25 protein-coding genes, 1 tRNA gene and 1 pseudogene are annotated in these 24,724 nt (G+C 73.2%); 18 read left to right on the plus strand and 9 right to left on the minus strand.

Going from position 1 to position 24,724, the window contains the following annotated elements:
* Positions 1–30 precede the first annotated feature (30 nt).
* The 3 genes from VR894_RS05635 to VR894_RS05645 all read left to right on the plus strand — a co-directional run bounded on the left by VR894_RS05635 (position 31) and on the right by VR894_RS05645 (position 3,294).
* Complete coding sequence (locus VR894_RS05635) at positions 31–825, plus strand: sulfite exporter TauE/SafE family protein (RefSeq protein ID WP_324650359.1); 795 nt, start codon at positions 31–33, stop codon at positions 823–825.
* A 133-nt stretch (positions 826–958) separates the two neighbouring features.
* Positions 959–2,233: an aspartate kinase gene (locus tag VR894_RS05640; RefSeq protein WP_324650360.1), complete on the plus strand. Its 1,275-nt coding sequence runs from the start codon at positions 959–961 to the stop codon at positions 2,231–2,233.
* Complete coding sequence (locus VR894_RS05645) at positions 2,230–3,294, plus strand: aspartate-semialdehyde dehydrogenase (protein ID WP_324650361.1); 1,065 nt, start codon at positions 2,230–2,232, stop codon at positions 3,292–3,294. The genes VR894_RS05640 and VR894_RS05645 overlap by 4 nt, the downstream gene beginning before the upstream one ends.
* A 65-nt stretch (positions 3,295–3,359) precedes the next feature.
* Here the strand turns inward: VR894_RS05645 and VR894_RS05650 are convergent, their stop codons facing one another.
* Positions 3,360–5,225, minus strand: a complete 1,866-nt coding sequence (locus VR894_RS05650) for a prolyl oligopeptidase family serine peptidase (RefSeq protein WP_324650362.1) — start codon at positions 5,223–5,225, stop codon at positions 3,360–3,362.
* A gap of 99 nt (positions 5,226–5,324) precedes the next feature.
* Here VR894_RS05650 and trxA point away from each other — a divergent pair, with 99 nt between their 5' ends.
* Together trxA and VR894_RS05660 are read left to right on the plus strand one after the other, a co-directional pair.
* Entirely contained in the window at positions 5,325–5,699 is a 375-nt protein-coding gene (gene trxA, locus VR894_RS05655) for a thioredoxin (protein ID WP_324650363.1), read from the plus strand.
* Between the two features lie 75 nt (positions 5,700–5,774).
* On the plus strand, positions 5,775–6,566 hold the full coding sequence (locus tag VR894_RS05660; protein ID WP_324650364.1) for a DUF3152 domain-containing protein: 792 nt from the start codon (positions 5,775–5,777) through the stop codon (positions 6,564–6,566).
* Positions 6,567–6,629: 63 nt separating this feature from the next.
* Here VR894_RS05660 and VR894_RS05665 read toward each other — a convergent pair.
* From VR894_RS05665 to VR894_RS05675, 3 genes are all read right to left on the minus strand, one after another.
* Positions 6,630–6,703 (minus strand) — tRNA-Pro (locus tag VR894_RS05665).
* Positions 6,704–6,775: 72 nt separating this feature from the next.
* Entirely contained in the window at positions 6,776–7,693 is a 918-nt protein-coding gene (locus tag VR894_RS05670; protein WP_416380821.1) for a metallophosphoesterase, read from the minus strand.
* The gene (locus tag VR894_RS05675; RefSeq protein ID WP_324650366.1) at positions 7,690–10,137 is read right to left on the minus strand and encodes a penicillin-binding protein; all 2,448 of its coding nucleotides are present in this window, start codon (positions 10,135–10,137) and stop codon (positions 7,690–7,692) included. Before VR894_RS05675 ends, VR894_RS05670 begins: the two co-directional genes overlap by 4 nt.
* A 219-nt stretch (positions 10,138–10,356) precedes the next feature.
* On the opposite strand from VR894_RS05675, the gene VR894_RS05680 reads away from it, so the two are divergent.
* Genes VR894_RS05680 through VR894_RS05690 form a run of 3 tightly spaced genes read left to right on the plus strand, consistent with a single transcriptional unit; the run spans position 10,357 to position 11,318 of the window.
* A complete protein-coding gene (locus VR894_RS05680; RefSeq protein WP_324650367.1) occupies positions 10,357–10,692 on the plus strand; it encodes a WhiB family transcriptional regulator in 336 nt (111 codons plus the stop codon).
* Positions 10,693–10,701: 9 nt separating this feature from the next.
* Positions 10,702–10,854, plus strand: coding sequence for a DUF4177 domain-containing protein (locus VR894_RS05685; protein ID WP_324650368.1), 153 nt, complete (start codon positions 10,702–10,704; stop codon positions 10,852–10,854).
* Positions 10,851–11,318 (plus strand): RidA family protein, encoded by a 468-nt coding sequence (locus VR894_RS05690; protein ID WP_324650369.1) that lies wholly within the window; start codon positions 10,851–10,853, stop codon positions 11,316–11,318. Before VR894_RS05685 ends, VR894_RS05690 begins: the two co-directional genes overlap by 4 nt.
* A gap of 27 nt (positions 11,319–11,345) precedes the next feature.
* On the opposite strand, the gene VR894_RS05695 is transcribed toward VR894_RS05690, so the two are convergent.
* Positions 11,346–12,068: a Crp/Fnr family transcriptional regulator gene (locus VR894_RS05695; protein ID WP_324650370.1), complete on the minus strand. Its 723-nt coding sequence runs from the start codon at positions 12,066–12,068 to the stop codon at positions 11,346–11,348.
* A 49-nt stretch (positions 12,069–12,117) separates the two neighbouring features.
* Between VR894_RS05695 and nth the strand changes: the two genes are divergently transcribed.
* Positions 12,118–12,828: an endonuclease III gene (nth, locus tag VR894_RS05700; protein ID WP_324650371.1), complete on the plus strand. Its 711-nt coding sequence runs from the start codon at positions 12,118–12,120 to the stop codon at positions 12,826–12,828.
* Between the two features lie 8 nt (positions 12,829–12,836).
* On the opposite strand, the gene VR894_RS05705 is transcribed toward nth, so the two are convergent.
* The 4 genes from VR894_RS05705 to VR894_RS05720 form a co-directional block, all read right to left on the minus strand.
* The gene (locus tag VR894_RS05705; protein ID WP_324650372.1) at positions 12,837–13,745 is read right to left on the minus strand and encodes an alpha/beta hydrolase; all 909 of its coding nucleotides are present in this window, start codon (positions 13,743–13,745) and stop codon (positions 12,837–12,839) included.
* Positions 13,746–13,851: 106 nt separating this feature from the next.
* Entirely contained in the window at positions 13,852–15,849 is a 1,998-nt protein-coding gene (gene acs, locus VR894_RS05710; RefSeq protein ID WP_324650373.1) for an acetate--CoA ligase, read from the minus strand.
* 174 nt (positions 15,850–16,023) lie between these two features.
* On the minus strand, positions 16,024–17,199 hold the full coding sequence (locus tag VR894_RS05715) for a hypothetical protein (RefSeq protein WP_324650375.1): 1,176 nt from the start codon (positions 17,197–17,199) through the stop codon (positions 16,024–16,026).
* 80 nt (positions 17,200–17,279) lie between these two features.
* Positions 17,280–18,068 carry an HAD family hydrolase gene (locus tag VR894_RS05720; protein WP_324650376.1) on the minus strand — a complete coding sequence of 263 codons (789 nt, stop codon included), beginning with the start codon at positions 18,066–18,068 and terminating at the stop codon, positions 17,280–17,282.
* Between the two features lie 143 nt (positions 18,069–18,211).
* Between VR894_RS05720 and VR894_RS05725 the strand changes: the two genes are divergently transcribed.
* The 9 genes and pseudogenes from VR894_RS05725 to VR894_RS05765 form a co-directional block, all read left to right on the plus strand.
* Entirely contained in the window at positions 18,212–19,756 is a 1,545-nt protein-coding gene (locus VR894_RS05725; RefSeq protein ID WP_324650377.1) for a sodium-dependent transporter, read from the plus strand.
* Entirely contained in the window at positions 19,753–19,914 is a 162-nt protein-coding gene (locus tag VR894_RS05730; RefSeq protein WP_324650378.1) for a methionine/alanine import family NSS transporter small subunit, read from the plus strand. Before VR894_RS05725 ends, VR894_RS05730 begins: the two co-directional genes overlap by 4 nt.
* Positions 19,915–20,101: 187 nt before the next feature.
* A complete protein-coding gene (gene ssd, locus VR894_RS05735; RefSeq protein ID WP_324650379.1) occupies positions 20,102–21,106 on the plus strand; it encodes a septum site-determining protein Ssd in 1,005 nt (334 codons plus the stop codon).
* Positions 21,103–22,248 carry a TadA family conjugal transfer-associated ATPase gene (locus VR894_RS05740; protein ID WP_324650380.1) on the plus strand — a complete coding sequence of 382 codons (1,146 nt, stop codon included), beginning with the start codon at positions 21,103–21,105 and terminating at the stop codon, positions 22,246–22,248. Before ssd ends, VR894_RS05740 begins: the two co-directional genes overlap by 4 nt.
* Positions 22,245–23,045: a hypothetical protein gene (locus VR894_RS05745; RefSeq protein WP_324650381.1), complete on the plus strand. Its 801-nt coding sequence runs from the start codon at positions 22,245–22,247 to the stop codon at positions 23,043–23,045. Before VR894_RS05740 ends, VR894_RS05745 begins: the two co-directional genes overlap by 4 nt.
* On the plus strand, positions 23,036–23,584 hold the full coding sequence (locus tag VR894_RS05750; protein WP_324650382.1) for a type II secretion system F family protein: 549 nt from the start codon (positions 23,036–23,038) through the stop codon (positions 23,582–23,584). The genes VR894_RS05745 and VR894_RS05750 overlap by 10 nt, the downstream gene beginning before the upstream one ends.
* A 142-nt stretch (positions 23,585–23,726) precedes the next feature.
* The gene (locus VR894_RS05755; protein WP_416380817.1) at positions 23,727–23,936 is read left to right on the plus strand and encodes a DUF4244 domain-containing protein; all 210 of its coding nucleotides are present in this window, start codon (positions 23,727–23,729) and stop codon (positions 23,934–23,936) included.
* Between the two features lies 1 nt (position 23,937).
* Positions 23,938–24,327: a TadE family type IV pilus minor pilin gene (locus VR894_RS05760; RefSeq protein WP_324650383.1), complete on the plus strand. Its 390-nt coding sequence runs from the start codon at positions 23,938–23,940 to the stop codon at positions 24,325–24,327.
* Positions 24,324–24,686: pseudogene (locus VR894_RS05765) on the plus strand (Rv3654c family TadE-like protein); the annotation flags it as partial. The gene VR894_RS05760 and the pseudogene VR894_RS05765, both read left to right, overlap by 4 nt.
* Positions 24,687–24,724: the final 38 nt, after the last annotated feature.

Consider the following 24,724-nt stretch of genomic DNA (forward strand, 5'->3'; position numbering starts at 1 on the left):
CGGCGGCCGTCTGCCGTCGCGCACCGCGCGATGGGGCAGGATGTGGGCGTGCCGCTCGAGCTGGACGTCCTGACCGTCGTGCTTCTCCTGCTCGCCGGGTTCTGCGCCGGATGGGTCGACGCCGTCGTCGGCGGAGGCGGGCTCATCCAGCTGCCCGCGCTGCTGCTCGTCCCGGGGATCAGCCCGGTCCAGGCGCTGGCCACGAACAAGCTCGGCTCGATCATGGGCACCTCGATCAGCGCACTCACCTACTACCGGCGCGTCGGCCCGGACCTCCGCACGGCGGCACCCATGGCGCTCACCGCGTTCGGCGGCGCCATCGGTGGGGCCGCCCTCGCCGCCCAGATCCCGGCGGAGCTCTTCACCCCGATCATCCTCGTCGTCCTGCTCGCCGTCGCGGGCTGGACCATCGCCCGGCCGCGGCTCGGCGCGCAGACCGACCTGCGCTGGGAGGGCCGTCGACACCACCTGGCCGCCGCGGCCCTCGGGCTGGGCATCGGCACCTACGACGGGCTGCTCGGCCCGGGGACCGGCACCTTCCTCGTCATCGGCCTCGTCTCGGTGCTCGGCTACGCGTTCCTCCCGGCGTCGGCGATCGCGAAGATCGTCAACTTCGCGACGAATGCCGGTGCCCTCGTCTTCTTCGTCCCGTACGGCGCCGTCCTGTGGGGCCTCGGGCTGGCGCTCGGCGCGGCCAACCTCGCCGGTGGCTATCTCGGTGCCCGGATGGCCGTCGCCAAGGGCAGCGGCTTCATCCGGGTGGTGTTCCTCGTCGTCGTCCTGGCGCTCATCACCCGGCTCGGCTGGGACGTGCTCAGCGGGTAGTGGACCCGAACGGGGGCCTCCCACGGAGCGGACAGCTCTGGGCCCACCATCCGAGATGGGCCTACACTGTTCTGCGTTCTCGGGGCCGCGCCTTCGCGGCCGGCTCCTGTTCCCAACCAGCGGAGCTTCCCTCGTGCCCCTTGTCGTACAGAAGTTCGGCGGTTCGTCCGTCGCCGACGCCGCCAGTATCAAGCGCGTCGCGAAACGGATCGTAGAGACCAAGGAGGCCGGCAACGACGTCGTCGTTGTCGTGTCAGCCATGGGCGACACCACCGACGAGCTGCTCGAGCTCGCCGCATCGGTCACCGAGACACCGGCCGAGCGTGAGCTCGACATCCTGCTGACCGCCGGTGAACGCATCTCGATGTCGCTGCTCGCCATGGCCATCACCGAGCTCGGTGTGCCCGCCCGTTCGTACACCGGGCAGCAGGCCGGTGTCCTCACCGACGCCGCCTACGGCAAGGCCTCGATCGTCGGGGTCGTTCCGGAGCGGATCGCCCGGACCATCCAGGACGGCGGCGTCGCGATCGTCGCGGGGTTCCAGGGCGTCACCGAGACCATGGACGTCACCACCCTCGGTCGCGGTGGCTCGGACACCACCGCCGTCGCACTCGCCGCCGCGCTCGACGCGAGCGTCTGCGAGATCTACACCGACGTCGACGGCCTCTTCACGGCCGACCCCCGCATCGTCCCCACGGCGCGCCAGATCACCGACATCACCAGTGAGGAAACGCTGGAGATGGCGGCGCACGGCGCCAAGATCCTGCACCTGCGCGCGGTGGAGTACGCCCGCCGCTACGGGGTGCCCATCCACGTGCGGTCCTCCTTCTCCAACAAGGTAGGCACCTGGATCCGCACCGACGACTCCCAGACCGAGGAGAAGACCATGGAAGACCCGATCATCGCCGGGGTCGCCCACGACCGCAGTGAAGGCAAGATCACCGTCATCGGCGTCCCCGACGTCCCCGGTGCCGCCGCGCGTCTGTTCAACGTCATCGCCGGGGCGGGCGCGAACGTCGACATGATCGTCCAGAACGTCTCCTCCGAGGCGACGGGGCTCACCGACATCTCCTTCACACTGCCGGAGGCCGACGGCCCGTCGACGCTCGCCGCGCTGCGGGCTGCCGCGGAGGACCTCGGCTACGCCGACCTGCGCTACGACGACCAGATCGGCAAGGTCTCCCTGGTCGGTGCCGGCATGCGCTCCCACCCCGGGGTGTCCGCCAAGCTCTTCGGTGCGCTGTTCGACGCCGGCATCAACATCGAGATGATCTCCACCTCGGAGATCCGTATCTCCGTCGTCACCCGGGTGGAGGACCTCGAGAACGCCGTGCGTGCCATCCACACCGCCTTCGAGCTGGACAGCGACGAGTCCGAGGCCGTGGTCTACGGGGGGACGGGACGATGAGCGAGCAGGCACGCACCGGTATCAACCTCGCGGTCGTCGGCGCGACCGGGCAGGTCGGCGCCGTCATGCGCCGGCTCCTCGACGAGCGCGACTTCCCGGTCGCCTCCATCCGGTACTTCGCCTCCGCGCGTTCGGCGGGCACCACCCTGCCGTGGCGGGGCGAGGACGTCGTCGTCGAGGACGTCGCCACGGCCGACCCGGCCGGTATCGACGTCGCCGTGTTCTCCGCCGGCGGGGCGACCTCCAAGGAGCACGCCCCGCGGTTCGCGGCGGCCGGCGCACTCGTCGTGGACAACTCCTCGGCGTGGCGCAAGGACCCGCAGGTGCCGCTCGTCGTCTCCGAGGTCAACCCCCAGGCCCTCGAGGACATCCCCAGCGGGATCGTCGCCAACCCGAACTGCACGACGATGGCCGCGATGCCGACGCTCAAGGTGCTCCATGAGGAGGCCGGGCTGCGGCGTCTCATCGTCTCGACCTACCAGGCGGTCTCCGGCTCCGGGCTCGCCGGGGTGCGGGAGCTCGACACGCAGGTGCGGGCGGCCGTCGAGCAGGACCCGACGGCGCTCGTGCACGACGGCGCAGCGGTCGACTTCCCCGAGCCGCAGACCTACGTCGCTCCCATCGCCTTCGACGTCGTCGCCCTCGCCGGCAACCTCGTCGACGACGGCAGCGAGGAGACCGACGAGGAGCAGAAGCTGCGGAACGAGTCCCGCAAGATCCTCGGGCTGCCCGAGCTCGCGGTCTCCGGCACCTGCGTCCGTGTCCCGGTCTTCACCGGCCACGCGCTGTCGGTCAACGCCGAGTTCGACCGTCCCATCTCGGCCGAGCGCGCCCGGGAGCTCCTGCGTGACGCACCGGGGGTCCAGCTCGCCGACGTCCCGACGCCGCTCATGGCCGCCGGTGAGGACGCGACCTTCGTCGGGCGTATCCGGCAGGACTCGACCGTCGACGGCGGACGCGGCCTTGCGCTCTTCGTCGCCGGGGACAACCTGCGCAAGGGCGCCGCGCTCAACACCATCCAGATCGCCGAGCTGCTCGCCCAGCGCATTCTCACGAGCTAGTCGCCCAGCACCCGCCGAGAGCTGAATGGTGTGCGCCGACGTCGCACACCATTCAGCTCTCGTCGTCAGGGGGCGCCGCGCTCCTGGAGGTGGCGGCGGACGAAGTCGAGCTGGAGACGCATCTGCCGCACCCGCTCCTCGGCGACGTGCGACCCGTGCCCGCCGCCGTACTGGTAGAGCTCGACCGTTCCGCCGCGCTCATGCAGCGCGTCCGCGTACCTCTGGACCTGCCGGAGCGGGCAGCGCGGGTCGTTCAGCCCGGCGAGGAGCAGCACCGGCGCCCGCACGGCGTCCACGTAGGTGATCGGACTGGCCGCCTCGTAGACCTCGGGCACCTCGTCCGGGCTGCCCCCGAACAGGGCCCGGTCGAAGGCCTGCAGCTGAGCCGTCTCGTCCTCGTACGCCGCGCGGTAGTCCGCCACCGGCACGTCGGCCAGCCCGAGCGCCCACCGGTCCGGCTGGGTCCCCAGCCCGAGGAGCGTGAGGTACCCGCCCCAGGACGCGCCGGCGAGCACCGAGCGGTCCGGGTCGAGGGTGCCGTCGGTCACGAGGTGCTCGTGCACCGCCGCGACGTCCTCGAGCTCGGCGAGCCCGACCTGCCCCTCGATCGCGTCGCGCCACCGGCTGCCGTAGCCGGTGGAGCCGCGGAAGTTCACGCTGAGAACCGCGAAGCCGTGGTCCACCCAGGCGGCCAGGGCGGGGGAGAAGGAGTCCGTCCGGTGGTCCGCAGGGCCACCGTGGACGTCGACGAGGACCGGGTGAGGGCCGTCGGCGCCTGCAGGCGCCCGGAGCAGGGCGTGGATCGTGCCGGCCGGTCCGGGCACGTGGACGTCTCTCACCGGTGCCGAGGGGCGGGGTCGGGGCCCCACGGGCGCCACGAGCACCTCCCCGGTGCGTGTGGTCCGCACACTCGGCGGCTCGGCGGCCGAGGACCACGAGTACCAGACCTCGCCGTCCGGGCGGGCCGTCGCTCCGTCGACCGTCCCGTCGGCCGGGCCGACGACGGCGCTGTGCCCGGTCCGCAGGTCGTGGCGGTAGAGGCGGGTGCGGGCGCGGTGGTCGACCGCGAGCAGGACGGCGTCCCCCGACGGGTACCAGACGGCGTCGGCCACCTCACCGTCGACATCCAGCGCGAGCTCGCGCCACGCCCCGCTGAGGACGTCCCACACCGCTGCGCGGGCCATGCCGGTGCGTTCGTGGAGGACGAGCAACCGGGTGTCGCCGGCGAGCGGGGCGAACTCGAGCGCCCACAGGCCCCGCCCGGGGCCGTCGGCCAGCTCGGCGAGCGGTGCGCCGGTGTCGGCCGCGACGACTCGCAGCGCCGGGTGGCGGGCGTCGCCGTGCTCGGCGTGCCCGACGGCCAGCACGTTGCCGTCGTCGCTGAGCGCGGACGCCTCGGCGTCGTGCCGGCCCGCGTAAATGAGCACCGGTGCCGACGTCGCGGCGATCGGCCCGAGGAAGACCTGGTGGATCGTCGTCCCGTACGCGGGGTCGCTGCGGCCGACCACGGCCGTGCCGTCGCGCGCCAGGTGAAGACCGGCGGAGTACGCCGGAGCGAGCCCCAGCGGGTCCTCCGCCCGCCAGCCCGGCGGCGAGCCGAAGGGCTGACGCCGCCAGGTGCCGTACTCGTCACCGTCGGTGTCGTCGAACCACCACAGCCAGCGTCCCGAGGGGTCGATGAGCGCGTCGAGCGTCCCCGCAGGGCGGTCGGTCGCGGTGACGAGCCGACCGGTGCTCGGCTGCCAGGAGTGCACCTGCGGTCGACCGTCGACGGTCGCCACGACGCACGCGCGGTCCGGGTCGTCGCGGGCCCACTCGGGGACGTCGACCTCGCCGGCTCGGAAGCGCTGCTCCCACACGGGTGGGGGCCACCCGAGGTCGGTCCGCGCGCCGCGCATGCGGGGGCGGCGGGGGCGTGACAGCCTCGACATGTCCCCAGGGTAGGTCGCCGTCGTGCGGCCGGGATCAAACCCGGAATAGTTGTAGGTGCGGGGTGTTGACCCGTCTACAACCCATCAACAGGAGTGAGCATGGCAACCACGGACGTGACCGCAAGCACGCTTGAGCAGACCATCACCGACAACGACATCGTGCTCATCGACTTCTGGGCCGACTGGTGTGGTCCCTGCAAGAGCTTCGCCCCGGTCTACGAGAAGGCCTCGGAGAAGCACTCCGACGTCGTCTTCGCCAAGGTCGACACGGAGGCCGAGCAGCAGCTCGCCGCGGAGGCAGGCATCACCGCGATCCCGACGCTCATGGCCTTCCGCGAGGGTGTCCTCGTGTTCTCGCAGGCCGGTGCGCTGCCGGGCCCGCAGCTCGAGCAGCTCATCGGCCAGGTCAAGGGCCTGGACATGGAGGAGGTCCGCGCGAAGGTCGCCGAGGCGCAGGCCGAGCAGCAGGCCTGACGGCTGCGCACGGCAGCACGTCGAGGGTCGGCGGGCCGCCGGACGGCGGCGCCGCCACAGTCTGCTTGAGGTGAGATGAGACGCGCGTGGTGGGTCGTGCCGGCGGTCGGCGGCCTGGTGGTCCTGGCCGGCGCCGCCGGGGCGCTCGAGCTCCCGCTGGACCCCGGTCGACCGGGGTCCAGCGACGTCGTCGACCCCTGGAAGGTCCCCGAGCCCCCCGGTGGGTGGAGCCCTCCCGACGTCGTCGGTGAGGGCTGGCGGGCGCGCCCCGTCAAGGCCCCGAGCCTCGACTTCGTCCGCGAGCAGGGCGGGCTGCTGTCCACCGACGTGCCCCGAGACGCGGGCGGGGAGCTGCGGACGGTCCGCGGCACGCAGGACGCTCCCCACGACGCCGAGCGCGTCGCCACCGTCCGGGTCGAGGTCGAGGTCGGGCTGGGCGCGGACGGCCGGGAGTTCGCCCGTCAGGTGATGGACACCCTCAACGACCCCCGGGGGTGGGGCCACGACGGCTCCGTCGCCTTCGCCCGGACGGAGGGGGAGGCGGACATCGACATCACCCTCGCCTCGCCGACGACGACGGACGAGCTGTGTGCTCCCGTCGACACCGGCGGCAGGGTCTCGTGCGGACGGGTGGGCTTCGCGGTCCTCAACGCGGAGCGCTGGGCCCAGGGCGCCGAGGCGTTTCTCGCCGCGGGCGGCTCGGTGACCGAGTACCGCCACTACCTCGTCAACCACGAGGTGGGGCACGTGCTCGGCAACCCGCACGTGGGCTGCCCCGCCCCGGGTGCCGTCGCCCCCATCATGCTCCAGCAGACCCTCGGCCTCGACGGCTGCCGCCCCAACGGCTGGCCGGCAGAAGGCGGCTGACGAGTCCTCTCCACGACGACGACGAAGGCCCGGGACCGTAGTGGTCCCGGGCCTTCGCTGGTGTCGGGGTGGCGGGATTCGAACCCACGACCTCCTCGTCCCGAACGAGGCGCGCTACCAAGCTGCGCCACACCCCGGTGAAGCCCGATCAGTTTAGCGGAGCAGTGGCTCAGGAGTGAAACCGCCTGCCGTGCGTGTGACCAGGATCGCTACTGGCGGGGCATGAGCTGGAGCAGGCTCACCTCGGGCCGGCAGGCGAACCGCACCGGCGCGTAGGGGGAGGTGCCCATGCCGGCGGAGACGTTGAGCCACGCCGAGCCGGCGCCTCCGGGCTCGTCCGGGCGCGGGCCCGGCCAGCCGTGGAGGCCGCGGGCCCGGGCCGTGTCGAGGTCGGAGTTGGTCACCAGGGCCCCGTAACCGGGGACCCGCAGCTGCCCGCCGTGGGTGTGGCCCGCGATGATCATCGCGGCGCCGTCCTCGTGCATGGCGTCCAGCACCCGCGTGTAGGGAGCGTGGGTGACGCCGACGTGGAAGGCCTCCCGGTCGCCGGGCGGCGGCATGCGGTCACGGTCGAGGTGGGGGTCGTCGACGCCCACGAAGGACACGTGGTGGCCCGCGACCTCGAGGCGGCCGCGTGCGTTGGTGAGGTCGAGCCACCCCCCGGAGGACAGGACGGCGACGAGGTCGTCGGTGGGCAGCGGCTGCGCCTCGACGGTGCTCTCGTCGCGCCGGGAGGAGGGCAGGAGGTACCGCGCGGGGTTCTTCGCCTGCGGCGCGTAGTAGTCGTTGGACCCGAGGACGAACACGCCCGGGAGCTCGAGCAGCGGGCCGAGCGCGCGCCGCACCGAGGGCACGGCGTCGTCGTGCGCCAGGTTGTCACCGGTGGAGACGACGAGGTCCGGCTCCAGCTCGACGAGCTGCCGGACCCACTCCTGCTTGAGCCGCTGGCCGGGGGTGAGGTGGAGGTCCGAGACGTGCAGGACCCGCAGCGGGGTGCTGCCCGGTGGCAGCGCGGCGACCGTGTGGGTGCGCACGGTGAACATGCGCGTCTCCGCCACGGCCCACGTCAGTCCCCCGACGGCGGAGAGCGCGACGGCGCCCGCGAGGCGTGCGACCGCCACCGTCAGTCGTCGTCCCGGTCGCGGCCTTCCCAGCCGCTCCCGCTGTCGCCACCGCTACCGCTGTCGCCACCGTTGCCGGCGTCGGCCTGCCCGCCGCCGCCGTCCGCGGACCCGGAACCCCGCTCGGTGCGGGAGGCGTCGCGGCCACCGCTGGTGTAGATCGTCACGGTCTCGCCGCGTCCCGCCGAGCTTCCGGCGCTGGGAGTGGTGGCCACGGCGAGGCCCACGGGCCAGCCGGAGTCGACGGCGTAGCCCATGCGGACGTTGAAGCCGGCCTCCTCGAGCGTGCGCTGGGCGTCCTCCACGGTCTGGCCGCCGATGCTCGGCACGCGCAGCCGCTCACCCTGGATGTAGCGCTGCGTCGCGTCCGGGAAGTTCTCGATCGGCATGCCCTCGGTCGCCCGGAGCATGTATGCCTTCCACGTCGGGGCCGCGATGAGACCACCGTAGACGCGCTCGCGCCACACGCCGTTGATGACCTCGTCGCCCATCGTCTCGTCGGCGTTCGCGTGGCCCATCCACACGGCAGTGGCCATCTGCGGGACGAAGCCGACGAACCAGGCGTGCATGTCGTCGTTCGCGGTCCCGGTCTTGCCGGCCGACGGGCGGGGAGGGATGCGTGCCGTGGAGCCGGTGGAGTCCCACTCGGGGCCCATGACCGCCTGGAGGGCGTGGTTCGTCGCGTTGACGACGTCCTCCTCGAGCACCCGCTGGCAGTCCGACGGCGGGACGGGGATCTCCTCGCCGTTGCGGTCGACCATCCGCGTGATGGCGACGGGCTCGCACTGGACGCCCCCCGCGGCGAGCGTCGCGTAGGCGTTGGCCATCGACAGGGGGGTGACCGTGTTGGACCCGAGGATCATCGCGGGGTTGCTCTGCAGCGGCTCGCCGGAGCCGGTGCGCACCCCCATGTCCGCGGCGGTGCTGGTGATGTCGCACAGGTCCAGCTGCTGGCCCATGACGACGAAGGAGGTGTTGATCGAGGTCCGGGTGGCCTCGAGGACCGTCTCGATGCCGCCGCCGAAACCCTCGAGGTTCTTCGGCTCGTAGTCCCCGGCGGGGCGGAAGTCTCCGCAGGAGATCGTCCAGCTGTCGCGCGGGAAGACACGGTTGGCCGAGTTGACCCGCTCCATGAGGGAGCGACCGTCGCGCAGCCACTGGACGAGGGTGAAGACCTTGAACGTCGAACCGGACTGGAACCCGGACCCACCACCGTGGGACTGGCCCACGTTGTAGTTCACCTGGGTGGCGCGCGGGTCCGCCTCGGAGGCGACGCCGTAGCGGGTGTTCTGCGCCATCGCGAAGATGCGCCCGGTGCCCGGCTCGATCGAGGACAGCGCCATCGAGATGCCCGACGGGTCGTCGACCGGGACCGAGCCGGTGACCGACTCGAACGCCGCCTGCTGCTTGGCCGGGTCGAGCGTCGTGTGGATCGTCAGGCCGCCGCGGTTGAGCAGCTGGCGACGGTCCTGGACGCTCTCCCCGTAGGCGTCGTTGAGGAGGATCTCGTTGACGACGTACTGGCAGTAGTAGGCGGCGTTGCCGGCGACGGCGCAGCCACGCGGGGTGTCCTGGACGTTCAGCATCTCCGCGACCGGGATGGCGACGGCCTCGTCGTACTCCGCCTGCGTGATGAAGCCCTGGCCCAGCATGGTGCCGAGGACGACGTTGCGCCCCCGCTCGGCGTTCTCCGGGTTCCGCACCGGGTCCCACTGGGCCGGGTTCTGGGTGATGCGTGCGAGCAGCGCCGACTCCGCGATGGTGAGGTCGGCGGCGGTCTTGTTGAAGTAGTGGTGGGCGGCGGCCTCGACGCCCCACTGGGAGGGCCCGAACTGGGCGATGTTGAGGTAGCCGGTGAGGATCTCGTCCTTGGTCCGCACCTGCTCGAGGGCGATGGCGTACCGGGCCTCGCGGAGCTTGCGGGCGATGGACGTCTCCGTCGCTGCCGCGTAGAGCTCCGGGTCGTTCTGGACCCGGCTCTCCTCGATCTGGACGTTCTTCACGTACTGCTGGGTGAGCGTGGAGGCGCCCTCGAGGTCGTCCCCGCCGATGTTGCGCACCGTGGCGCGCAGGATGCCCTCGGGGTCGACGCCGCCGTGCTCGTAGAAGCGGCGGTCCTCGACGGCGACGACGGCGTCCTTCATGTGCTGGGAGATCTCGTCGAAGCCGACGACGACACGGTTCTCCGCGAAGAAGGTCGCCAGCACGTTGCCCTCGGCGTCGAGCATGACGCTCTGCTCGGAGGGCTGGTCGATCTGCAGCTCGGTGGGGATGTCGTCGAAGAGGTCGGTCGTCGCGTTGCCGACCGCGCCGACGGACCCGACCGCGGGCAGCAGCAGGCCGGCCGTCAGCACACCGCCGGTGACGGCGATGAGCAGGAAGGCGACCATCATGGCGACGAGCTGGACCGGACGCACGGCGCGTCCACGTGAGGAGGGACGTGAGGCCATCCCCCTAGCGTACGGTGCGCCCCCGCGCGGCAGCCGCCCCCGTGGGCGAGTTCACGCCGGAATTGCACCGAAAAAGTCTTCGTAGACATCTGCGGCGAAGAGTGTGAAAATCTCGTAAAGGTCACGGTTCGACCATCGACCTTCCTAGTTCCGGCTAAGACACCTACGGTCGGGACACACGACAGCGGCAATGATGCCGTGGAACGCAGGAGGTAGGACATGGGTACCCACGGGGACCAGACGTGGGCGGCGCGGGCAGCGTGCCGTCAGATCGAGCCGGACGAGCTGTTCGTCCGGGGTGCCGCACAGCGCTCGGCCCGGGAGCTGTGCTTCCGGTGCCCGGTGCGCATGGAGTGCCTCGCAGACGCTCTTGACGCGCACGTGACGTTCGGGGTGTGGGGCGGGCTGACCGAGCGCGAGCGGCGCGCGCTGCTCCGGCGCTACCCCGAGGTGGAGTCCTGGACGGAACGGCTCAAGGACGAGGACGACGACGTCATCGCCGAGCTGCGGGTCGACCGCGCGCCCCGCATTCTTGCCAAGATGCGCCAGGCCTAGGATGGCCGCATGACCACTTGGGAGTACGCGACGATTCCACTGCTCATCCACAACACCAAGGCGATCCTCGACCAGTGGGGAGCCGACGGGTGGGAGCTCGTCCAGGTGGTGCCGGGCCCGACGCAGAACCCGGTCGCCTACCTCAAGCGCGAGAAGGCATGAGCGTCTCCGGGCGCCTCCACGAGCTCGGTCTCTCGCTGCCCACGGTGGTGCCACCGGTGGCGACGTACGTGCCGGCGGTGCGTCACGGGGACCTCGTGTGGACCTCGGGACAGCTGCCGATGGTGGACGGCGCCCTGCCGTTCACCGGGAAGGTCGGGGAGGGGCCGGGCCTCGTGACGCCGGAGCAGGCCACCGAGCTCGCCCGCGTGGCGGCACTCAACGGGCTGGCGGCCATCGCCGCGAAGGTCGGGAACCTCGACGCCGTCGTCAAGATCGTCAAGGTCGTCGGCTACGTGGCGAGCGACCCGTCGTTCACCGGCCAGCCCGCCGTCGTCAACGGGGCGTCCAACCTGCTCGGGGACGTCTTCGGCGAGGCGGGCCTCCACGCACGCAGCGCCGTCGGCGTCGCTGCCCTGCCGCTGGACGCCCCGGTCGAGATCGAGCTCGTCGTCGCGGTGAGCTGATCGTCGACGGCGTCGCGCCCGGGAAGGTCAGCGGGCGCGGCGCTTGAGGCGCTCGAGGTCCAGGATCTGCACGGCCCGGCCCTCCAGGCGGATCCAGCCGCGGGAGATGAAGTCCGCCAGCGACTTGTTGACGGTCTCCCGGGAGGCGCCGACGAGCTGGGCGAGCTCCTCCTGGGTGAGGTCGTGGGCGACCCGCAGCCCGTCGGGGGTCTGCTCACCGAAGCGCACGGACAGGTCGAGCAGCGCCTTGGCGACCCGGCCCGGGACGTCGGAGAAGACGAGGTCGGCCAGTGCCTCGTTGGTGCGCCGCAGCCGCTGCGCCAGGGCCCGCAGCATGTGCTTGCCGAGCTCCGGCCGGGTGTCGAGCAGGTGCATGAACGGGTCGTGCTGGAGCTCCAGCAGGCCGCTGGTGGCCACGGCGGTCGCCGTCGCCGTCCGCTCACCCGGCTCGAAGAGGGTGAGCTCACCGAGCAGCTCTCCCGGGCCGAGGATCGCCAGGAGGTTCTCCCGCCCGTCGGCCGAGCGGTGCCCGAGCTTGATCTTGCCCTCGATGACGAGGAAGAGACGGTCGCCGGGGTCCCCCTCGTGGAAGAGGGTCTCCCCGCGGCGCAGGTGGACCTCGTGCATGGCCTCGCGGAGCGCCGCACGGGCGTCCTCGTCGAGGGAGGCAAAGAGGGGCACGGAGCTGATCGCGGAGTCGTCCACGGTGACATCCCATCTGTCGAGGTGCGGGCCGGGCCGGGGGCCCATGGCGCCCATCCTGCCACCCGGGGCGGGCAGTCGCCCGTAACCTGGCGCGGTGAGCACCGACGAACGGCTCGACGGGCGGGGCCCGGCCCCCGCCACCGAGGTCGACGACCTCCTCGCTGCGCAGTGGCCCGACGCCCGGTGCGAGCTCGACTTCACCTCCCCCTTCGAGCTGCTCGTGGCCACCGTGCTGTCCGCGCAGACCACCGACGTCCGGGTCAACGCGGTCACCCCGGAGCTGTTCCGGCGCTGGCCCGGCCCGACGGACCTCGCGGGGGCCGGCCAGGCCGAGCTCGAGGAGGTGCTGCATCCGCTCGGGTTCTTCCGTGCCAAGGCGACGTCCCTCCGCGGGCTGGCGGCCGCCCTGGTCGCGGACCACGGGGGGCGGGTGCCCGCCGACCTCGACGCGCTCGTGCGCCTGCCCGGTGTCGGGCGCAAGACGGCGAACGTCGTCCTGGGCAACGCCTTCGACGTCCCCGGCATCACCGTCGACACCCACGTGGGGCGGCTGGCGCGGCGGCTGGGCTGGAGCACCAGCAAGGACGCCGTGAAGGTGGAGCGGGAGATCGCCGCCCTGGTCCCCGAGGAGCGGTGGACCATGCTGTGCCACCGGCTGATCTTCCACGGGCGCCGGGTCTGTCACGCCCGCACGCCGGCCTGCGGTGCCTGTGTGCTCGCCGAGCTGTGCCCGAGCTACGGCGCGGGCGTGACCGACCCAGAGGCCGCGCAGGAGCTGGTGCGCCGTCCGGACCGGGGCGCGTGAGGCGGGGCTCAGTCCCGCAGCGAGGCGAGGAACTCGAGGAGCAGCTCGCTGACGGCGTCGGGAGCCTCCTCCGGCAGGAGGTGGCCGGCACCGGGGACGACGGCGGTCCGCAGCGGGCTGTGGACGTGGGCCGCGTCCGCCGCGAAGGCACGCGGCGGTGTGAACCGGTCGGCGCCTCCCTGGACGCTGAGGACGGGCACCGACACCGGGCTCGCCATCGCAGCGAGGTAGCGACGCCCGTCAGGCCGCGGCGTCGAGCGCACCAGCCAGCGGAGGTGCTCGAGGCTCGTGTGGGCCACGGAGGGCATCCGCATGACGGACTGGTAGGCGTGCAGCTCCTCGGCGGGGACCTTGCGCCCCGGCGCGGACGCGTCCGTGAGCACCCGAGCGACGAGGTCCCCGCGGCGCAGCGCCCGCTCCGGGAACCACGGGACCTGGATCCGGGTGAGGAAGGCCCGCGCGCGGGCGGAGAGGTGGTTGTCCGGTCGGAGCAGCGGGACGGGGTGGGGCGCGGCGAGGACAGCGACGGCGCGCGTCACCCGCGGTTCCAGGACGGGCATGGACCAGGCGAGCGTCCCGCCGAAGTCGTGCCCGACGACGACGGCACGCTCGCGTCCCAGCGAGCGCACGACGCCACCGACGTCCGCGGTGAGCACCGGGGTGGAGTGTCCCGTGGGCGGCTTGTCCGAGCCGCCGAAGCCGCGGAGGTCCATCGCCGCCACTCGGTAGCCGGCCTGCGCCAGTGCGGTGATCTGGGCCCGCCACGCCCACCAGAACTGGGGGAAACCGTGGAGCAGCACGACGAGCTCGCCGGCCTCGGGCCCGGCGAGCACGACGTGGAAACGGGCGCCGTTGGCCGCGACGAACCGGTGCTCCCACGGACCGTCCTGCCACAGCGTGCCCTGCTTGTCGCTCACGACGACCGAGCCTAGACGACCGGCACCCGGGCCCACCGCCGTCTTCTTCACGCCGAGAGCGGAGTTGTTGCCGAAACAACTCCGCTCTCGGCGATGAGGTGAGGGGCTACTTCGCCATGCCGGCGGTGATCTGGTCCATCACCGTGGAGTCGGCGAGTGTCGTGACGTCGCCGACCTGACGCTTCTCCGCGACGTCGCGGAGCAGCCGGCGCATGATCTTGCCCGACCTGGTCTTGGGCAGCTCGGAGACGACGAGGATCGACCGCGGCTTGGCGATGGGGCCGATCTCCTTGGCCACGTGGGCGCGCAGCTCGGCGATGTGCTGCTCGGCGCTCGCCTCGCTGGCGGCCTCGGCCGCCTCGCCACGCAGGATGACGAACGCGACGACGGCCTGGCCCGTCGTGTCGTCGGTCGCGCCGACGACGGCCGCTTCCGCCACGGTCGGGTGGGAGACGAGCGCGGACTCGATCTCCGTCGTCGAGAGGCGGTGGCCCGACACGTTCATGACGTCGTCGACCCGGCCGAGGACCCACAGGTCGCCGTCGTCGTCCTTCTTCGCGCCGTCACCGGCGAAGTAGATGCCGGGGAAGCGCGCCCAGTAGGTGTCCCTGAAGCGCTCCTCGTCGCCCCAGATGCCGCGGAGCATCGCCGGCCACGGCTCGGTGAGGACGAGGTACCCGCCACCGCCGTCCGGGACCGGCTCGCCCATCTCGTCGTAGACGTCGGCGCTGATGCCCGGCAGCGGGGTCTGGGCGGAGCCGGGCTTCGCGGCGGTGACCCCGGGCAGCGGGGAGATCATGATCGCGCCGGTCTCCGTCTGCCACCACGTGTCCACCACGGGGGTGCGGTCCCCGCCGATGACGCGGCGGTACCAGACCCACGCCTCGGGGTTGATGGGCTCGCCGACGGAGCCGAGGACACGCAGTGAGGAGAGGTCGAAGCGGCCCGGCTCCTCCTCGCCCCACTTCATGCACGTCCGGATCGCGGTGGGCGCCGTGTAGAGGATCGAGACCTTGTACTTCTCGACGATCTCCCACCAGCGGCCCTTGTGCGGGGTGTCGGGCGTGCCCTCGTACATCACCTGGGTGGCGCCGTTGATGAGGGGGCCGTAGGTGACGTAGGAGTGGCCGGTGACCCAGCCGATGTCGGCGGTGCACCAGTACACGTCGGTCTCCGGCTTGAGGTCGAAGACGTACCTGTGGGTGTAGGCGCTCTGGGTGAGGTAGCCGCCGGTCGTGTGGAAGATGCCCTTGGGCTTCCCGGTGGTGCCCGAGGTGTAGAGGATGAACAGCGGGTGCTCGGACTCGACGTCCACCGGTGCGTGGTCGGTGCCCTGCTTGGGGACGACGTCGTGCCACCACACGTCGCGGCCCTCCTGCCAGGCGACGTCCTGGCCGGTGCGCCGGACGACGAGCACGCTGGTCACGGGGGTGTCGCCGCTGCTCAGCGCGTCGTCGACGGCGGGCTTGAGTGCGCTCGGCTTCCCGCGGCGGTAGCCGCCGTCGGCCGTGATGACGACCTTGGCTGCGGCGTCGTTGATCCGGGTGTGCAGCGCCTCGGCGGAGAACCCGCCGAAGACCACCGAGTGCGGTGCGCCGATACGGGCGCAGGCGAGCATGGCGACGACGGCCTCGGGGATCATCGGGAGGTAGATCGCCACGCGGTCGCCGGTCTGCACCCCGAGCTCAACGAGGGCTGCCGCGGCGCGGGCGACCTCGTCGCGCAGCTCGGCGTAGGTGATCGTGCGGGTGTCGCCCTGCTCGCCCTCCCAGTGGATGGCGACGCGCTCGCCGTGCCCGGCCTCGACGTGTCGGTCCACGGCGTTGTAGGCCGCATTCAGCCTGCCGTCGGCGAACCAGCGCGCCTGCGGGGCGCCGGACCAGTCGAGGACCTCGGTGAAGTCCGTCGACCAGCTGAGGAGCGCGCGGGCCTGGTCGGCCCAGAAGCCGAGCCGATCGCTCGCCGCCTTCTCGTAGAGCTCCTCGGTGGCGTTGGCCTGGGCCGCGAACTCAGGGCTCGGCGGGAAGCGCCGCTCCTCGACGAGCAGGTTCTCCAGGCCCCCGGCCCCGCCCTCCGACGAGGCGGTACTGGTGTGGTCAACCATGGTGATGTCCTCCGGACGACGTTGTTCGTGCGCATCGCCGGTGCCCCCGTATGGCCGGGATCACATCGGCACGCCCCGAATGTACCCCGTGCCGCACCCGCCACGGCACGAGGCGGTCGGGACGGGTGGTGCCCGACGACCGTCGCCGTCGGCGCCCGGCGTCCTGGGGTCGGGTCAGGCCTCGACGACGGGGCGGACCTCGCGTCGGCCCTGCCGACGCGCTCCGTGGGACACGACACCGACGAGGATGAGGGCGAGGCCGTAGACGACCAGCCGGCCGGTGCTGCCCGACGCCTCGAGGTGGTGGGCGACGTTGCGGCCGAAGTCGCCGAGGTCGTCCAGCCAGCCGACGACGGGTTCGAGGAGCTCCTGGGTCCAGACCGGGACGGCGACGAAGGGGACGCCGACGATGAGGACGAGCGACCCCGTGATGATGGCTCCCAGCGAGCTCCACCGGGCCGCGAGCAGGACGACGACGAGCACGAGCAGCCCGCCGCCGAGCTCGAGGAGGGCGGCCACGTTGAGGTCGCCGGTGCTCCATGGGGCGTCCTGGGGCAGCGTGAGCCGCGCACCGGCGTCCGCGAGCAGGTACCAGGCCACCGGCGTGAGGAGCAGCGTGAGCAGGACCGCCCACACGTGCGCGCCGGTCCGGGACCGGGGACGCGTGAGCGCCGTCGTCCCGTCGAGGACGACGTCACGCTCCGCCCGCGGCCGGCCGTCCGCCACGGTGTCCTCGGCGGCCGAGGAGCCCGCACCCGCCCGGGTGGCGCCGCCCGCTGCTGCACCTCCGGCGGCGCCGGTCGCCAGCCACGCCGCGGGTGCGCCACCCTCCCGCGACGCCCCCGGCCCGGGCTCGTGCCCGGCGTCCGAAGGGCGGTCGTCGGTGAGATGCCGCGCGCTGCTGTGCTCGGTGAGACCAGAACGCGGGACCGGACGCTCGGCCTCGTGCGAGCCGCCGAAGCGGTCCCTGCGGGCCTCGCGGACGTCGAAGGTGCTCGTCACCGCGCCGTCCGGGGTCCGCTCGGCGTCCTCACCGTCGCGTGGTGCCGGGTCGATGCGCTGGGTGTCGGCTGCGTCGGGCTGCGGGTCGGCGGCGTCCCGGTGCGCGTCGTCGTCCGTCACAGGGGGAGCGACGGGAGGGCCGGAGGTGCCGCGTGTGCCGGGCTGTCCCGTGTGCGGGCCGTCAGCGGGCTCGGGCCACGTCCCGTCGTCCGCCGGCGCCGGCTCGTCCCGTGGCTCGGTCCCGGACCAGGCGGCGTCGTCCTGCGGCTCCCGCCCTGTCTCGGGCCCCGCGGGCGGGACCGGCTCGCGCTCGTAGGGGTTGTCGCGCTCGTACGGGTTGTCCGACACGTCGGCCTCCTCGGGTCTGCGGTTCTCAACGTAGCGAGCGGGGGTGCCCCGGAGGCGACGGCGCGCCGAATCGGCCCGAGTCAGGCCGTGCGGCGGGCCTCGCGCACCAGGCGCCACCCGAGGGCGCCGACGGCCACGGCACCGAGGCCGAGCGTCACGTGAGCCGGGTACCGGCGTCGAGGCCGGAGGCGGACCGGCCGGGAGAAGTCCCGCACCTGCCAGCCCTGCGCGAGGGCGTGGCGCCGGAGTGCGCGGTCGGGGTTGACGGCAACCGGGTGCCCGACCGTCTCGAGCATCGGGAGGTCGGTGACCGAGTCGCTGTAGGCGTGGCTCGCCGCCAGGTCGTAGCCGTGCTCGCGAGCCAGCTCACGCATCGCCGTCGCCTTCGTCGGCCCGTAGGCGTAGAAGTCGAGCTCGTCGGTGAACCTGCCGTCGGCGACGACGGGACGGGTGGCGATGACGTGGTCGGCACCCAGCAGCTCACCGATCGGCCGCACGACGGCCTCGCTGGACGCTGAGACGATGACGACGTCCTCACCTGCCGCCCGGTGGGCGTCGATCAGCTCGGTCGCCTCCCGGTAGACCACGGGGCGGATGTGCTGCTCGAGAGCGGCCGCGACGACCGCCTCGGTGTGCGCGACGTCCCAGCCGCGTGAGATCTGCGCCAACCGGTCCTTCATCCGCTCCGTCTGGTCGTGGTCCGCGCCGAAGGACAGGTAGCCGAGCTGGGCGTACAGGCCGCGCAGCGCGCCGGACCGGGTGAGCAGCCCGCCGTCGTAGAACGCCCGCGACAGCGCGAACGACGACGAGCCGGCGATGACGGTCTTGTCGAGGTCGAAGAACGCTGCGGGGCGCGGGTGGTGCGGCACGCGACCGAGCCTAACGACCCCGCCCGACGCGGCGACGCGGCGCCGTGTCCAACAGGTGAGACGCGCACTCGGCAGAAAAGCGGCTCGAGGGCTAGATTTCGCCGCACCACCAACGGAGGTGGTGCGGACAGGAGGGGAAGCGGATGTCAGAACGCGCAGCGGCGCCCGCCCGCGAGCAGTGGACCGGGCAGTACGGCTTCATCCTGGCGGCCATCGGCTCCGCCGTCGGACTGGGCAACATCTGGCGCTTCCCGGGTGTGGCGTACGAGAACGGTGGTGGGGCCTTCCTCATCCCCTACCTCGTCGCCCTGCTCACCGCCGGCATCCCGGTGCTGCTCCTCGACTACTCCCTGGGCCACCGCTTCCGCGGGTCCGCGCCCACGGTGTTCCGGCGGCTCGGGAAGAAGTACGAGCCGCTGGGGTGGTTCCAGGTGGCCATCTCCTTCGTCATCGCGACGTACTACACGGTGATCATCGTGTGGGCCATCAGGTACATCGGCTTCTCCATCGACATGTCCTGGGGCGAGGACACCACCGGGTTCTTCGTCAACGACTTCCTGCGTGACGAGGGCGCGACGTTCAGCACCGACATCGTCGGCGGGATCTTCTGGCCGATGCTGGCGGTGTGGCTCGGGGTCCTCGCCGTCCTCGCGCTCGGTGTCGCGCGTGGGATCGAGCGTGCGAACCGCATCTTCATGCCGCTGCTCGTCATCCTCTTCGCCGCGATGGTGGTGCGCGCGCTCTTCCTCGAGGGCGCCGTCGACGGGCTCAACGCCTTCTTCACCCCGAACTGGGAGGCGCTGCTCGACGCGAACGTGTGGATCGCGGCCTACGGCCAGATCTTCTTCTCGCTGTCGATCGCCTTCGGGATCATGCTCACGTACTCCAGCTACCTGCGGCGCCGGTCGAACGTCGCCCCCACCGGCTTCGTGGTCGCCTTCGCGAACTCCTCCTTCGAGCTGCTCGCGGGGATCGGCGTCTTCGCCACCCTCGGGTTCATGGCCGCGCAGCAGGGCATCGCCATCGACGACCTCGAGGGCATCACGGGGGTGCTGCTCAGCTTCGCCACCTTCCCCCAGATCGTGTCGATGATGCCGGGAGGGCCCATCTTCGGGATCCTCTTCTTCACCTCGCTGGCCCTGGCCGGGCTCACCTCGCTCATCTCCATCCTCCAGGTCGTCTCGGCCGCGTTCCAGGAGAAGTTCGGCCTCAGCCGCGTCCAGGTCTCCCTGTTCATCGGCGGCCTGGCCATGGTGATCTCCCTCGTCCTGTACTCCTCGACCTCCGGCCTGGCGATCCTCGACACGGTCGACAAGTACACCAACGAGGTGGGCGTCGTCCTCTCCGCGATCGCGACCTGCCTCATCGTCACCGTCGGGGCGAGGAAGCTGCCCGAGCTGCGGGCGCACCTCAACGCCGTCTCCACCGGGAACATCGGACGCTGGTGGAGCGTGCTGATCGGCGCCGTCGTCCCGATCGCGCTGACCGTCATGCTCGTCACCAGCCTGCTGGACCTGTTCGAGGAGCCGTACAGCGGTTACCCGTGGGGCTTCGTCACGGCCGTCGGCTGGGGGATCGTGGGGCTCATGGTCGTCGCGAGCCTCGTGTACACGCTCGTGCCGTGGCGACGGCCGGTCGACGACTTCAGACCCGAACCGCTGCCCGAGCTCGAGGAGGTCGGACGATGACCACGCTCGCGATCGTCTTCATGCTCATCGCCATGGTCATCATCTGGGGTGGCCTCACGGTGGCGATCACCTTCCTCGTCCGCAACCCGCTGGAGGACACCAGGCCCGACGACGTCGGACCGGACGAGCCACTCCGGCGGCCCGCGAACCCGCGCTAGCGTTCCGGGCTCCCGAGCGGGCCGGTGCCCCTCTCCGGCCGAGCACCGGTGCACGGCCACGCTGACGGCCCGGGCCGGGTGGTCCCCAGGGACCACTCGCGCGGTCCGTCTCCCCAGCTCGCCGTCGCGCTCGCCCCGACGCCCGTCCCGCGGGCGACCCTCGGTGCAGGGGAAGCGGAGGGGCACGATGGGCACAGGCACCGAGGGAGCGGCGGCGCTGCGCTCCGGCGACAGGCACCTCGTCGAGCGGGTGCGTCGCCTGTGCGTGCTCGCCGGGATCGAGCTCGAGCTGGTCACGCCGGGCAGCGACCCACCGGCCGTCGCCCTGCTCCTCGACGATCGCACGGAACGGGTCGGAGCCCCGTGGCGCGACGTCGTCACCGCGGGGGAGGTCGTCGAGCTCGGGGACGGCGAGGAGGCACTCCAGCTGCCGCGCGACGCCGAGGTGCTGCTCGAGCTCCTCAGCCGGGCGGCCGCGCCGCGGCGCGCGCATGTCGTCGGTGTGGTCGGTGCCGTCGGCGGGGTGGGAACCTCGGCGCTCGCGGCGGTGCTCGCCCGGGTGACCGTCGTCGCCGGCAGGACCACCGCCCTGGTCGACCTGGACCCGGCCGGAGGCGGCCTCGACGTCCTTCTCGGGATCGAGCACGACCCCGGACCACGCTGGAACGACGTGCTGGGCGAGCGGGGCGGCTTCCCGCCGGACCGGCTGATGGCCGCGCTGCCGGTCTGGTGCGGCGTCCACGTGCTCTCCGCGGACGTCCGGGGAGGGGTCGCGCCCGCACACCCGGTCGCACGCGACGCCCTGGGCGCGCTGACGCGGGCTGCCGACGCCGTCCTCCTTGACCTGCCCCGCTCGGTACTGGCGCCCGGCGGCGACCGCGACTGGTTGGCGCTGTGCGACACGACCGTCCTGCTGACCGGCTGTGACACGCACTCGGCGGCGGCCGCCACGGCAGCGGCCACGGTGCTCACCGCGGCGCCCGTGCACCTCGTCGTGCGCACACCGGCCCAGGGCAGCCTCCTGCCCGACGATGTCGCCGAGGCGTGCGGACTGCGCCTCGCCGCCGTCCTGCGCCCCGAGAGGGCGTTCACCGCCGGCCTGGAGCGTGGGCTCTCACCGGGGGACCAGCGCCGCGGACCGTTGCTGGCCGGCGCACGCCGGCTGCTGCCGCGGCTGGGGCTGGCGTCGTGACGACCCTGCCCGAGCTACGTGCCGCGGTCGCTCGTGGCGCCCGCGGGACCGACACCGCCACGGTGACCTCCGCCGTCGCCGCCACACCGACCGCGCAGGGGTGGCACGCGCTGCTCGCACTCGACTCCCGTGCGCGGTCCGAGATGGTCGGCGCCGGCCGGCTCCAGGACCTCATCGAGGACCCGCTCGTCACCGACGTGCTCGTCAACGGCACGCGAGGGGTGTGGGTCGACCGCGGCGCTGGACTGGTGCGTCGGCCCGTCGACCTCGGCGGTGAGGCCGAGGTGCGCGCGCTCGCGACCCGACTCGCCGCGGCCTGCGGACAGCGCCTGGACGAGGCGTGCCCCGTCGTCGACGGCGCGCTCCCCGACGGCACCCGCCTGCACGCGGTGCTGCCACCGGTCTCCGCCGACGGCACCCTGGTCAGCCTGCGCACGCAGCGCGGCCGGGCCATGACGGTGGAGGAGCTGGTCGCCGGCGGCACGGTCGCCCCCGGCCTCGCCGACGTCCTGCGCGGCCTGGTGACGACGCGCGCGAACGTCCTCGTCAGCGGGGCCGCCGGGGCGGGCAAGACGACGCTCCTCGCGGCGCTGCTGTCCACCGTCGGTCCGCACGAGCGGATCGTGTGCATCGAGGAGGCGGTCGAGCTGCGCCCCGACCACCCCCACGTCGTGCACCTCCAGGTGCGACGCCCCAACGTCCAGCACGCCGGTGGGGTGGACATGGCCACGCTGGTCCGCGCCGCGATGAGGATGCGGCCCGACCGGCTCGTCCTGGGTGAGTGCCGGGGTGCGGAGGTTCGCGAGGTCCTCGGGGCGCTGAACACGGGGCACGACGGCGGGTGGGCCACCGTCCACGCCAACGCCCCGGCCGACGTCCCGGCCAGGCTGATCGCCCTCGGCTCGCTCGCCGGGCTGGGGGAGCACGCGGTCGCCGTCCAGGCGGTCAGCGCGCTGGACGCCGTGCTCCACGTCGGTCGCACCGAGCAGGGCCGTCGTCTCACCGAGATCGGTGTGCTCGCCCGGCACGGTCCCGACCTCGTGTGCGACACCGCGCTGCGCGTCACCGGCAGCGGTGAGGTGCGCGAGGGACCGGCCTGGCCGGCGCTCGCGGACCGCCTCGACCGTCGGGAGCCGCGGTGACCGTCGTGCTGCCGGTGCTGGCCTGCGTCCTCGTGCTGGCCTGGTTCCCTGGACGCGTCGCACCCCTCCCGGTGGGCCCGCGGCTGCTCGTGCGGGGCGGGCAGCCGCGGTGGTCACGGCGCCCGCGCCGCCGGCACCCTCCCGACCTGGCCGTCGTCGTCACCGAGGTCGCCAGTCGTCTCCGCACGGGCTCGTCGCCCGACGTGGCCTGGGCGGCCACCGTCGAGCGACTCCTCGGGCCGAGCGGCGAGGGCGGCAGCCGGCGGACGTGGGCGACCTCCGGCGCGGGTGCCGGCCCGGCACCGTACCCCGACGGCGCCACGTGGCCCCGTCATGACGGCGCGCCGCCCGACGACGTGCCACCCGCGTTGGCGCGGCTCGTGCGGCACTGCGCCGCCGACCCGGGGGCGGCGGTCGCGGCGCGCACGGTCGTCGCCGCGAGCCGGCTCACCCAGTCGCTCGGGGCGCCGCTCGCCGAGGTCCTCGACCGCTGCGCCGCGACGGTCACCGAGGCGGAGGCCGCGCGCGACGCCCGCCGCGTGGCACTCGCAGGCCCCCGGTCGACCGCCCGGATCCTCGCCGGTCTCCCGCTGCTCGGGTTGCTGCTGGGTGCCGGGCTCGGAGCCGACCCGCTCGACGCGGCGACGGACGGTGGCTGGGGCAGCGTCAGTGTCGGCCTCGGTCTGGTCCTGCTGGCGGTCGGGTGGAGATGGACTCGCGCACTCGTCGCGGCGGCCGAGGGGGCGCCCCGGCTGTCCCGACGACGGCTGCGGCGTGTGGTGGACCGGTGGGCCTGACCGGCGTCCTCGTCCTCGTCCTGGTGCTGAACCTCGCGTGGCTGCTGCCCCGGCCGGGCCCACCGCGACGGCGGCCCCGCGCCGTGCCCGGGCAGGCCCGCGTGACGACGACGGACCCGGCCGTGCTGCTCGACCTGCTCGACGTGGCGCTCGTCTCCGGCAGCTCGGTGCCCGGAGCGCTGGTGGCGCTCGGAGCCGCTGTCGCCCCGGACCCGCAGGGCGCGGACCTGAGATCGGTGGGGACGTCCCTGCGTCTGGGCGGGACGTGGCAGGAGGCCTGGCACGGGTGCCCCTCGCAGCTGCGCCCACTCGCGGCCGCGCTGGAGCCGGCGTGGTGCGACGGCGTGGACCCCTGCCCGCTCGTGCGGCAGGAGGCGGCGACCATCCGTGCCCGGCGCCGCCACGAGTCACGGGAGGCGGCCGCGCGGCTCGGCGCTCGCCTCGTGCTCCCGCTCGGGCTGTGCTTCCTGCCGGCGTTCGTGCTGCTCGCGATGGCGCCGGTGCTCCTCTCGGGGGTCGGAGCGCTGCTCGGGCCGTGACGGCCGTCGGCGCACCCCAGCAGGGGCTCGCGGGTGTCCCGCCCACAGGCCGGGGGAGCGGCCCGGCGGGGCTGGGGACGAGCGCCCCACAGTGGTGGGGAGCCGGCCGGCACGCGGCCGGACCGACGAGAGGACGAGCATCATGCGGTGGGCACGAACGGCACGGGCCGAGCTCGAGAGACGGCTGACGACACTGCGCAGCGGGGCCGAGGCCGGCATGGCGACGGCCGAGTACGCGATCGCGACGCTGGCCGCGGCCGGCTTCGCCGGCCTGCTCCTCGTCATCCTGCGCAGCAACGAGGTCCGGGGCTTCCTCCTGGGCATCATCCGGCAGGCGCTCCAGGTGGGGTGACGTGGCCGCCGGGGGAGTGGCGCGCCGCAGAGCGCCGAGGACGGACGGTGAGCGGGGCACGGTGACGGCCGAGGTCGCGCTCGTGCTCCCGGCCGTGGTCATGGTGCTGCTCGTGTGCTGCACCCTCGCTGCCGCCGTGCTCGGCCAGGTGCGGTGCGCCGACGCCGCACGCGCCGCAGCCCGGGCTGCGGCCATCGGTGAGCCGGCCGCCGTGGTCGTCGCGGTCGTCCGGGACCTGGCCGGCGGCGACGCCCACGTCACGGTCGACCACGACGGACAGTGGGTGGAGGTGGTGGTCACCAGGCCGCTCTCCCCAGCAGTCCCCGGCGCCGACGGGCTGCGGGCACGGGCGGCAGCACGGGCGTGGGTCGAGCCGGGGGCCGGGCCATGAGCCGAGGTCGGACCTCCCGGCCGGTCCCCGCGCTCAGGGCCGTCGACGACCGCGGCTCGGGGACCGTCCTGGGCCTCGGCGTCATCGCGGTCGCGCTCACGCTCACGCTCGGCGTGGCGCTGCTCGGCTCGGTCGTCGCGGCCCGGGGTGCTGCCCAGGCAGCGGCCGACCTCGCTGCCCTGGCCGCCGGCCAGCGTCTGCACCGCCCGGGGGTCGACCCGGCGGCCCCGTGTGCGCTCGCGCTACGGGTCGTGGTCGCCCACGGGGCGCGCCTGGAGCGCTGCGCCGTCCAGGGGGAGGAGGTGACCGTGGCGGTGACGCGAGACGTCGTCGCGGGGCTCGTCGCCCGTGCCGCCGCCCGCGCCGGCCCGGCCTCGCGCGCGGTGCCGGGCCGTCC

This window comes from Georgenia sp. H159, from assembly GCF_035607575.1.
Taxonomy (GTDB): domain Bacteria; phylum Actinomycetota; class Actinomycetes; order Actinomycetales; family Actinomycetaceae; genus Oceanitalea.